Raw genomic sequence first — 10,583 nt, forward strand, 5'->3', positions numbered from 1 at the left:
AGCTTGCTCCCGCTGGGCTGCGAAGCAGCCCTGAACAAGGCAAAAGCGGTGCTTCAGAAAAACCGCGTTGACTGAATTTGCGACTGCTGCGCAGTCGAGCGGGAGCAAGCTCCCTCGCCACAGGGATTGCACCGAGCGTCAAAGCGATACCCCGCCCACAAAAAAGGCGCCTGCAAAGGCGCCTTTTTTGTTTTTTCGATTTAGCGTCCCAGCAGCCGCGCCAGCCCCACACGCATCGGCGTCGGCTCGGGCAGCTTGAAGCGTTGCAGCAAACGCGCGTTGTTCGCCCGCGAATGGCGGATGTCGCCGGAGCGCGCCGGGCCGTAGCTGACCGGCGGCAGCTCGCCGACCACTTCCTGCAGCGCTTGCAGCATCTGCTTGAGGTTCATCGCCTGGTTCCAGCCGACGTTCATCGCGCCCACTTCCACTTCAGGCTTGTCGATTGCCTGCACCAGCACATCGACCAGATCCTCGACATAGAGGAAATCGCGCGTCTGCTCGCCATCGCCGAACACGGTGATCGGCAGGCCTTTCTGCGCCCGCTCGCTGAAAATGCTGATGACCCCGGAGTACGGCGAGGACGGATCCTGGCGTGGGCCGAAGATGTTGAAGAAGCGGAAGATCACCGGTTCCAGGCCATGCTGGCGACGGTAGAAATCGAAGTAGTGCTCGCCGGCCAGTTTGTCCGAGGCGTAAGGGGTCAGCGGGGCTTTTGGCGTGTCTTCGTCGATCGACTCGCCTTCGCCGTTGTTGCCGTAAACCGCCGCGCTCGATGCGTAGAGCACGCGCTTGACCCCGGCCTGGCGCATGGCTTCGCAGACATTCAGGGTGCCGATGAAATTGCTCTGGTGCGTCTTCACCGGATCGTCCACCGACGCCTGCACCGAGGCCACCGCCGCCAGATGCGCGACAGCGCTGCAGCCCTGCATCGCCTGCGCAACCAGCGCGGCATCGGCGACGTCACCGACGATCAGTTCGACCTGCGGGTTATCCAGTGGCAGGTTGGCGCGTTTGCCGGTCGACAGATCATCGAGAATCCGCACCGAATGGCCGGTGGCGAGCAACGCGTCAGTCAGGTGCGAGCCGATGAAACCGGCACCGCCGGTGATTAAAACAGGGCCTTCAGCCATGACGATAAAACCTATCCAGTAAAGCCGGGAGTGCGGCGCGCCAGGCGCGGGGCTTGATCCCGAAAGTGTGCAGAATTTTCTTGCAGGCGAGTACCGCGTGTTGCGGCTCCTCGGCGGCGTCCGGCCGCGCGGCATGGGCCTGAGCGGTTGGAGCTTCGATTGCCAACTGATGCAGGCTGCGTGCCTCGGTCAGAATCGCCTGACCGAGCGCCAGCGGCGTGGTCGCTTCGTGGCCGGCGTAATGGTAAGTGCCCCATAGCGGCGCCGCGCAGTCGAGTTGCTTGAGCACCGAAATGATCACCCGTGCCGCGTCATCCACCGGGGTCGGATTGCCCCGGCGATCATCGGCCATGAGCAATTCGTCCGGTTGTTCGGCGCGGGCGAGGAAACGTCCGAGGGTGCCTTCAGGGCTGTCATCGAGCAGCCAGCCGAAGCGCAGCAGCACGTGCTGCGGGCAGGTGGCGCGGACACTTTGCTCGATGCGCCACAGCGCCTGCCCGCGCAGGCCCAGCGGCACCGGCTCGTCTTTTTCGCTGTAGGCGGTCGCCCGCGAACCGTCGAACACCCGATAGCTGGAAGGCTGCACGAGGATGATGTTGTGGTGCTGGCACAGCTCGGCCAGTCGCTCGATGGCGCGTTCCTGGCCGGCCAGACGGCTTTCGCTGACAGTCTCGGCCTGGAACCAGTCGAAATAGTAGGCGAGGTTGATCAACGCATCCGGACGGGTATCGTCGAGCAGTTGCGTCAGGCTCGCGGCATCCCAGCCGTCTTCTGGCGGGCGGGGGGCGAGGAAACCGATGTCTTCTTCCGCACCGAGGCGAATCAGCGCCTGCCCAAGGGCATTTCCGCCGCCCAGTAACATAAGGCGCATTCGCATAGAGTCAGCAGGCCCAGTCTGATTGGAACGATGGCTTTAGCGACGGTGCTGGTGACACCCGTCGTCGATAATTGCCGGAATCGTTGCATTTTGCGGGTTTAGTGCGCAACCGTCACCCGTAAAGTGTAGATCGCCGGGAATTGTGCTGAATCAACTGGCCTGCTCGCGATGAAGCCCTGTCAGCCACTGCAGATCCCGAGCGGTACTTGCATCTTGCCGCCCTCACCCGCATAACTTGAGCATGAATCTGCCCATCCCCAAGGACGCGGCCCTGGCGGGCTTCCATCCCGCCGTCAGCGCCTGGTTCAGCAGCACCTTCGCGACGGTCACCGCCGCCCAGGCCCGCGCATGGCCGTTGATCCGCCAGCGCCGCTCGACACTGATCGCCGCGCCCACCGGCTCCGGTAAAACCCTCACCGCGTTTCTCGCGGTGCTCGACGACCTCGTCCACCGGGGCCTGGAAAACCCCGACGGCCTGCCCGACGAAACCCTGGTGGTCTACGTTTCACCGCTCAAGGCGTTGTCCAACGACATCCGCATCAACCTGCAAAATCCGCTGGCGGGAATCACCGAGCAGTTGCGCCAGTTGGGCCTGCCGGAATTGCAGATCACCACGGCGGTGCGCACCGGCGACACCCCGCAAAAAGACCGCGCCGCCATGCGCAAAAGTGCGCCGCACATTCTGGTGACCACCCCGGAATCGCTGTACGTGCTGCTCGGCTCCGAGTCCGGACGCAAAATGCTCGGCAGCACACGCACGGTGATCATCGACGAGATCCATGCCATCGCGGCCGGCAAACGCGGCAGTCACCTGGCGCTGAGCCTCGAACGCCTGCAGGCGCTGTGTGCCGAACCCTTGACCCGCATCGGTTTGTCCGCCACGCAAAAGCCGATCGCTGCCGTGGCGCGGTTTCTGGTCGGCACCGATCGCCCTTGCGAGATCATCGACATCGGCCACGCCCGGCCACGGGATCTGGGCATCGAGGTGCCGCCGGTGCCGTTGTCGGCAGTGATGGCCAACGATGTCTGGGAATTGGTTTATGACCGGCTCGCCGAACTGGCCCGCGAACACCGCACCACACTGATTTTCGTCAACACCCGGCGCTTGGCCGAACGCCTCAGCCGACATCTCAGCGAACGTCTGGGCAAACACGCGGTGGCTGCGCATCACGGCAGCCTGGCCAAGGAGTTTCGCCTCGACGCCGAACAGCGGCTCAAGCGCGGCGAACTGCAAGTGCTGATCGCCACCGCCTCGCTGGAATTGGGCATCGATATCGGCGAAGTCGATCTGGTCTGCCAAATATCCTCGCCGCGTTCGATTGCCGGGTTTCTGCAAAGAGTCGGGCGCTCCGGGCACCAGGTCGGCGGCACACCCAAGGGCCGCTTGTTCGCCACCACCCGTGACGACCTGATTGAATGCGCCGCCCTGCTCGACTGCGTGCGCCGTGGCGAACTCGACACCCTGCACATTCCCCAAGCGCCACTGGATGTACTCGCGCAGCAGATCATCGCCGAAGTCAGTTGCCGGGAATGGGCGGAAGACGCGCTGCTGGCGCTGTTCCGCAAAGCCTCGCCCTACCGCGATCTCGACGAAAAACACTATCAGGCGCTGCTGACGATGCTCGCCGAAGGCTACAACGGTCGTCAGGGCATCCGCAGCGCCTACCTGCACCGCGACGCCGTCAGCCGCACTCTGCGTGGTCGCCGTGGCGCGCAACTGACCGCCGTGACCAGCGGCGGCACCATCCCCGACAACGCCGACTACAGCGTGCTGCTGGAACCGCAAGGTCTGAACATCGGCAGCGTCAACGAAGACTTTGCCGTGGAAAGCATCGCGGGCGACATTTTCCAGCTCGGCAACACCTCCTACCGGATCCTGCGGGTGGAAACCGGCAAGGTGCGGGTCGAGGACGCCCAGGGTCAGCCGCCGACCATTCCGTTCTGGCTCGGCGAAGCGCCGGGGCGCAGCGATGAATTGTCTGCGGCGGTGGCGCGCCTGCAGGCGACCCTCGACGAGCTGCTCGGCGCCAGCCCCGGCGATCTGCAACCGGCGCTCGACTGGCTGATCGCAACCCTCGGCCTGAACCGCGCCAGTGCCGAACAACTGGTGGACTATCTCGCCCGCGCTCGCCTGACCCTCAGCGCCCTGCCCTCGCAGGACACGCTGTTGATGGAGCGGTTTTTCGATGAATCCGGCGGCACGCAACTGATCATCCATTCACCCTTCGGCAGCCGCATCAACCGCGCCTGGGGCCTCGCGCTGCGCAAGCGTTTCTGTCGCACCTTCAACTTCGAGTTGCAGGCCGCTGCCAGCGAAGACGCGATCGTATTGTCGCTGTCCACCAGCCACAGTTTCGAACTGGATGACGTCTGGCGATATCTGCACAGCAACAGCGCCGAACACATGCTGATTCAGGCGATTCTCGACGCGCCGTTGTTCGGCGTGCGCTGGCGCTGGAATGCCGGGGTGGCGCTGGCATTGCCGCGTTTTACCGGCGGGCGCAAAGTCGCGCCGCAGTTGCAGCGGATGAAAAGCGAAGACCTGATTGCCAGCGTATTTCCCGATCAGATCGCCTGCCTGGAAAACCTCGCCGGTGAACGGGAAATTCCCGAGCATCCGCTGATTGAACAGACTCTCGACGATTGCCTGCACGAGGCCATGGACAGCGACGGCTGGCTCAATCTGCTGCGGCGCATGGAGCGCGGCGAGGTGCGATTGATCAGCCGCGATCTGCCGGCTCCGTCACCGCTGGCGGCAGAAATTCTCAGCGCACGGCCGTACAGCTTTCTCGACGATGCACCGCTGGAGGAACGTCGCACCCAAGCGGTGATCAACCGGCGCTGGAGCGATCCGCAGTCCACCGATGATCTCGGTGCGCTGGACGCCGACGCCATCAACGCGGTGCGCGAGGAAGCGTGGCCGACGCCGGCCAACGTCGATGAAATGCACGAGGCGCTGATGAGCCTGGCGTGCATCAGCGACCTTGAAGTTCAGGCTGGCGAACACTGGCGCGAATGGCTTGACGCGCTGACTGCGAGCGGTCGCGCCTGCCGCTTGGCCGTTCCGCCAGTAACGGCAAAAGAAAAGCTTCGCGAGCAGGCTCGCTCCCACATTCAACCGCGTTCCGCCAGTTGGAACACAGTCAACTGTGGGAGCGAGCCTGCTCGCGAAGACGGCCTCACAGTCACTACACATCCACGGCCTGGCTCGTTGTGGCTGGCGCGAGAGCGCCTGACGTGTCTGCAAGCGCTTTATCCACAGGCCACGTTGCAACCGCCGCAAGCAGCGCTGCCCGGGTTTGATGATATCTGGACGTTCGATGACGCATTGATCGAAGTGATCCGCGCCCGACTTGGCGCCTTCGGTCCGCTGCCGTTAGCCGCCATTGCCGAACCACTCGCGTTGCCGATACCGCAGGTCAATCAGGCCCTCGCGCAACTGGAGCGCGAAGGCTATGTGCTGCGCGGTCATTTCACTCCGGGTGTAGCCGTTGAAGAATGGTGCGAACGGCATCTGCTGGCGCGCATTCATCGCTACACGGTCAAGCGTCTGCGCCGGGAAATCGAGCCGGTGGCGTTGCAGGATTTCATGCGTTTTCTGTTCGACTGGCAGCTTCTGTCCCCCGCTACGCGCGGTCAGGGCAGCGCGGTGTTGCCGGCGATTGTCGGCCAGTTCGAAGGTTACCCGGCAGCGGCCTCCGCGTGGGACAGCGACATTCTCCCGGCGCGCCTGAAAGACTATTCGCCGAGCTGGCTGGATGACCTGTGCCGCAACGGCAAACTGGTGTGGACGCGCCTCAGCGCCCGGCAAAAAGTCAGCGGCACGGCGTTGCGCAGTACGCCGATTGTGCTGTTGCCGCGCAGTCAGGTCGGGCTGTGGAGTGCGCTGGCCGAACAGACGCCGGTCAGCGAACTGTCAGCGAAAACGCAAAAGGTTTATGAGGCGCTGAGTCAGCACGGCGCGTTGTTTTTCGATGAGTTGATCCACGAGGCGCACCTGCTGCGCACTGAGCTGGAAATCGCCTTGCAGGAACTGGTTGGCGCCGGCCTGGTGAATGCTGACAGCTTCGCCGGTTTGCGCGCGCTGATTACCCCGCCGAGCAAGCGCCAGCAACGCAGCAGTCGTCGCGGACGTGGAGCGTTTATCGGCGGCATGGACGATGCCGGACGCTGGGCGTTGTTGCGGCGCGGGCCACAGGTGGAAAGCGGTCAGATGGCGTCACCCGAAACCCTCGAACATGTCGCCATGACGTTGCTGCGCCGCTATGGCGTAGTGTTCTGGCGCCTGCTGGAGCGCGAGGCGGATTGGCTGCCGAGCTGGCGCGAATTGCTGCGCACGTTTCATCGGCTGGAGGCCCGTGGCGAGATTCGCGGCGGGCGCTTTGTCAGTGGTCTGGCGGGGGAACAGTTTGCCCTGCCGGAGGCGATTCCGTTGTTGCGCGAAGTGCGGCGGCGGGCGCATGACGGCAGCTTGATCGCGGTGTGCGGGGTGGATCCGTTGAATCTGGCGGGGACATTGTTACCGGGAGCGAAGGTGCCAGCGTTGGTGAGTAATCGGTTGGTGTATCGCGATGGGGTGCCGGTTGCTGCCGAGATTGCCGGCAAGCAGGTGTTCTGGACCGAGCTGGATCAGATCACCATGGAACAGGTGCGCAGCAAGCTGATCCGGCATTGATGTGAGCTGAACTGACGCCTTCGCGAGCAGGCTCGCTCCCACAGTTTGAGCGCCTTCCACCTGTGGGAGCGAGCCTGCTCGCGAAAGGGCCAGTAGCCCTATCCAGAAACCCGCCTTAGGTCCGCGATTCCTGTGGCGCCTCGCTCGCCAACAGCTCCTTCTCACCCTGCCGCTTGGGCAACAAAATCTGCTGTGGATAAGTCTGCGCGAAATGCACGTCAGGACTGTTATCCACAAGCTTTTTCAAACGCTGATTGAACGCCCTGCTCACCGCATACTGCCCGCCCGACACGGTACGGAACTGCGCCGTCAGGACCACCCCGTTCAGGTCCATCCGGTCCACCCCGAACACATCCAGCGGCCCTTGCAGGTTGTACTTGAGGAACGGGTCTTCGCGGATCGAATCGCCGGTCTCGCGGATCAGCTCGATGGCCTTGTCGACATCGGTGTCGTAAGTGAACTGCACCGAGAAAAACGCGTAGGCAAACTGGCGTGATTGGTTGGTCACTGCCTTGATCTGGCCGAACGGCACCGAGTGCACAAAACCCTTGCCGTCACGCAGACGCAGGGTGCGGATGGTCAGGCCTTCGACGGTGCCGGCGTGCCCGGAATCAAGCACCACCCAGTCGCCGATCGACAGGGTGTCTTCGATGATGATGAACAGCCCGGTGATCACGTCCTGCACCAGTTGCTGCGAACCGAAACCGATCGCCAGACCGACCACCCCGGCACCGGCCAACAGCGGCGCAACGTTGATGCCGAGGTTGGCCATGGTGGTGATCGCGCAGATCACCACCAGGATGATTTTGATCGCATTGCGCAGCAGCGGCAGGATGGTTTTCACCCGGGTGCTGGGCTGGCGCGACGAGCGTTTGCTCACCGGTGGTTTCAACGCTTCCTGAATCGCCGTGTCGAGCACCACCCACAACAGCCAGGTGACGAGGAAGATCAGGCCGATGCTGCTCAACGCGTTGCTGATCGCCCGGCCGATCGTGCTGCTCTGAGCGAAATCAAGCAGTGAAACGCCCCAGATCCGCCCGAGAATATCGATGAAGGCAATCGCAATGACGATCCGCAGCAACGCGTGCAACAGGCTGAGAAAGCGCTCCTTGTAGGCGCTGCTGCGCTGGATCGCTTCGGCTTTTCGTGACTTGAACAGGTGCTGGAGGATGGTGCTGAGGAACACCGTGCCGATCAGCAGCACCGTGGTGAACAGCGCACAGCGCAGGGCCTTCTGATTGTCCTCACCGATGCCGATCAGATTGACCGCCGAAACCAGCACCATCAGCACGATCGGCCAGTACCAGAGCCCGGAGAAAATCCGCAGCGACTCCTGCAACGACGGCTGTTTCAGACGTTGCGCCAGCGGTCGGTTGCGAATCAGATGCGCCACTGGCCGACGCAGGCGAATCACCAGCAGACCGAAGATGATCGAGGCGATCAGCCCGGTGAACACCGCAACGCTGCTGGTAATGTTGCCGCCCAACTGACGGGCGATCTGTGGGCTGGTCAACGCATCACTGAGGGCGGCGAGAAAGCCGATCAGGAACAGCGGTTTCGGGCAGTAGTTGCGGATGATCCGCGCGGCCGGCCGTTTGTGCCCGACATTGAACATCACCACCACACACAACAGCATCGAGGTGGAGAAAATCCCGCTGCTGGTGGCGTAGGCAAAACACAGCGCCAGCGCCCGGCCGACCGAGGCTTGCAGAAAGTGGCTGACGTACAGCGTCAGCGGCAGGCAGATCAGCGCCGGCACGGTGTACGGCAGCAGGTAACCCGCCAGATCCTGACTGCGCTGGCGGGTGCGCAGCCAACGGCCCTGACTCAGCCGCCTGGCCAGCAGGCTGCCGAGCACCGTGAGCAGCGCGAAGGCGCCAAGCCACACGCCGGACAACATCAGGAAATCCCCGGCGACGCTCCAGCCGGATCGGTTCGACGGCTGATTGACCAGTTTGTCGACTTCGTCCGCCGCACGGTCGGCACGCAGACGCCAGGCGTCGACCAGATGTTCATTGAGATCGAGTTTGTCCTGCACGTCGTCGATGCTCGAACTGATCGCGCCGAGCAGACCACCCTGCACAATCGGCTCGGGTTTGGCCGGTTCTTCAGCAGCGGCCGGAACACCCGGCAGCGTGGCGGCTTCGAGTTCGCTGGCGCCGAGAAACAGCAGCGCTCCAAGCAAAATGGCGATCCTGAACTTGATCAAAACTCCGATCCCTCTTGGCTGAACCTGTAAGGAACTGATCGGTGAATGACGGACAAGTTCGGTTTTTGCCTCATTAACCCTTCCCCTGTGGCGAGGGGATTCATCCCCGATCGGCTGCGCAGCAGTCGTAAACGCTCGACTTTCACACCTTCTGGACATCGGGAGACCGGTTTAGGGTTGCTTCGCAACCCATCGGGGATGAATCCCCTCACTACAGGGTTCACGGCAGTAGCTGGATATTTGCGCCAGCAGCAAATATCAAATGCCCAGTACCGTATTTTTCCGCACAACCCAAACCCCGACACTGCGCTCCATTCAAAACCTCTATCGGAGTGCTGTCATGCCCATTGCCTTGCTCGCGCTGACACTCAGCGCATTCGCCATCGGGACGACCGAGTTCGTCATCGTTGGCCTGTTGCCCACCATCGGCGCCGATCTCGGCGTCAGTCTGCCGTCCGCCGGGCTGCTGGTCAGTCTGTATGCACTGGGCGTCGCCATTGGCGCGCCGGTGCTGACCGCCCTCACCGGCAAAGTCCCGCGCAAATTGTTGCTGCTGTCGCTGATGGTGCTGTTCACCCTCGGCAACCTGCTGGCCTGGATGGCGCCGGGTTATGAATCGCTGGTGCTGGCGCGAATCGTCACGGGTCTGGCCCACGGGGTGTTCTTCTCCATCGGCTCGACCATCGCCACCAGCCTGGTGCCCAAGGAAAAAGCCGCCAGCGCGATTGCCATAATGTTCACCGGACTCACCGTGGCGTTGGTCACCGGCGTGCCGCTGGGCACGTTCATCGGTCAGCATTTCGGCTGGCGGGAAACCTTCCTCGCCGTCTCGGCGCTGGGTGTGATCGCCTTCATCGGCAGTCTGCTGTATGTGCCGAACAACATTGCTCACAGCAAACCGGCATCCTTGCTGCAGCAACTGCGAGTGCTGAAACAACCGCGTCTGCTGCTGGTGTACGCGATGACCGCGATCGGATACGGCGGCTCGTTCATCGCCTTCACCTTCCTCGCGCCGATCCTGCAAGACATCTCCGGCTTCAGCGCCGGCACCGTCAGCCTGGTGTTGCTGGTGTACGGCGTGTCGGTGGCCTTCGGCAACATCTGGGGCGGTAAACTGGCGGACAAGCGCGGGCCGATCAATGCCTTGAAAATCATCTTTGCCCTGCTCGCCGCCGTGCTGTTCGTACTGACCTTTACCGCAGCCAATCCATGGCTGGCGCTGGCCACGGTGCTGGTGTGGGGCGCGGTAGCGTTCGGCAACGTGCCGGGGCTGCAGGTGTATGTGGTGCGTCAGGCTGAACATCACACACCGCAGGCAGTGGACGTGGCATCGGGGCTGAACATTGCCGCGTTCAACCTCGGGATTGCCGGCGGTGCGTGGGGCGGCGGACTGATTGTCGAGCATCTGGGCCTGATTCACACGGCGTGGATCGGCGGGCTGGTGGTGTTGCTGGCGTTGGCGCTGACCGCATGGAGCGGGCGACTGGATCGCCTTGGTCCGACCTATGCCGAAAGCACTTCACGAGTCGTCACCGGCCACTGATCAAATATCTGTCTCAATGATATCCCTCTGTAGGAGCTGCCGGAGGCTGCGATCTTTTGATCTTGAAAAGCAACATCAAAAGATCGCAGCCTCCGGCAGCTCCTACAGACTACCGTCCGTAACGCCATCGAAACTTTCACGAACCGCCC

Annotated in this window: 5 protein-coding genes; 2 read left to right on the forward strand and 3 right to left on the reverse strand. The window is 62.8% G+C overall.

Translation table 11 applies throughout. From position 1 onward, the window contains the following. Positions 1–200: 200 nt before the first annotated feature. Both LOY52_RS23880 and LOY52_RS23885 read right to left on the reverse strand, forming a co-directional pair. On the reverse strand, positions 201–1,130 hold the full coding sequence (locus LOY52_RS23880; protein ID WP_258676429.1) for an NAD-dependent epimerase/dehydratase family protein: 930 nt from the start codon (positions 1,128–1,130) through the stop codon (positions 201–203). Continuing rightward, positions 1,123–2,007, reverse strand: a complete 885-nt coding sequence (locus tag LOY52_RS23885) for a sugar nucleotide-binding protein (protein ID WP_027612945.1) — start codon at positions 2,005–2,007, stop codon at positions 1,123–1,125. Before LOY52_RS23885 ends, LOY52_RS23880 begins: the two co-directional genes overlap by 8 nt. Positions 2,008–2,248: 241 nt before the next feature. Here LOY52_RS23885 and LOY52_RS23890 point away from each other — a divergent pair, with 241 nt between their 5' ends. Further along, the gene (locus tag LOY52_RS23890) at positions 2,249–6,682 is read left to right on the forward strand and encodes a DEAD/DEAH box helicase (RefSeq protein WP_258676441.1); all 4,434 of its coding nucleotides are present in this window, start codon (positions 2,249–2,251) and stop codon (positions 6,680–6,682) included. A 115-nt stretch (positions 6,683–6,797) separates the two neighbouring features. On the opposite strand, the gene LOY52_RS23895 is transcribed toward LOY52_RS23890, so the two are convergent. Further along, a complete protein-coding gene (locus tag LOY52_RS23895) occupies positions 6,798–8,891 on the reverse strand; it encodes a mechanosensitive ion channel family protein (protein WP_258676458.1) in 2,094 nt (697 codons plus the stop codon). A 340-nt stretch (positions 8,892–9,231) separates the two neighbouring features. Between LOY52_RS23895 and LOY52_RS23900 the strand changes: the two genes are divergently transcribed. Further along, on the forward strand, positions 9,232–10,434 hold the full coding sequence (locus tag LOY52_RS23900) for an MFS transporter (RefSeq protein WP_258676462.1): 1,203 nt from the start codon (positions 9,232–9,234) through the stop codon (positions 10,432–10,434). Positions 10,435–10,583 lie beyond the last annotated feature (149 nt).

It is taken from the genome of Pseudomonas sp. B21-051, assembly GCF_024748795.1.
GTDB lineage: Bacteria > Pseudomonadota > Gammaproteobacteria > Pseudomonadales > Pseudomonadaceae > Aquipseudomonas > Aquipseudomonas putida_A.

What these genes read in the sequence shown, in the direction of transcription:
- LOY52_RS23885 (WP_027612945.1), bottom strand. Translation starts at nt 2,007, where the DNA reads ATGCGAATGCGCCTTATGTTACTGGGCGGCGGAAATGCCCTTGGGCAG.
- LOY52_RS23880 (WP_258676429.1), bottom strand. Translation starts at nt 1,130, where the DNA reads ATGGCTGAAGGCCCTGTTTTAATCACCGGCGGTGCCGGTTTCATCGGC.
- LOY52_RS23890 (WP_258676441.1), top strand. Translation starts at nt 2,249, where the DNA reads ATGAATCTGCCCATCCCCAAGGACGCGGCCCTGGCGGGCTTCCATCCC.
- LOY52_RS23900 (WP_258676462.1), top strand. Translation starts at nt 9,232, where the DNA reads ATGCCCATTGCCTTGCTCGCGCTGACACTCAGCGCATTCGCCATCGGG.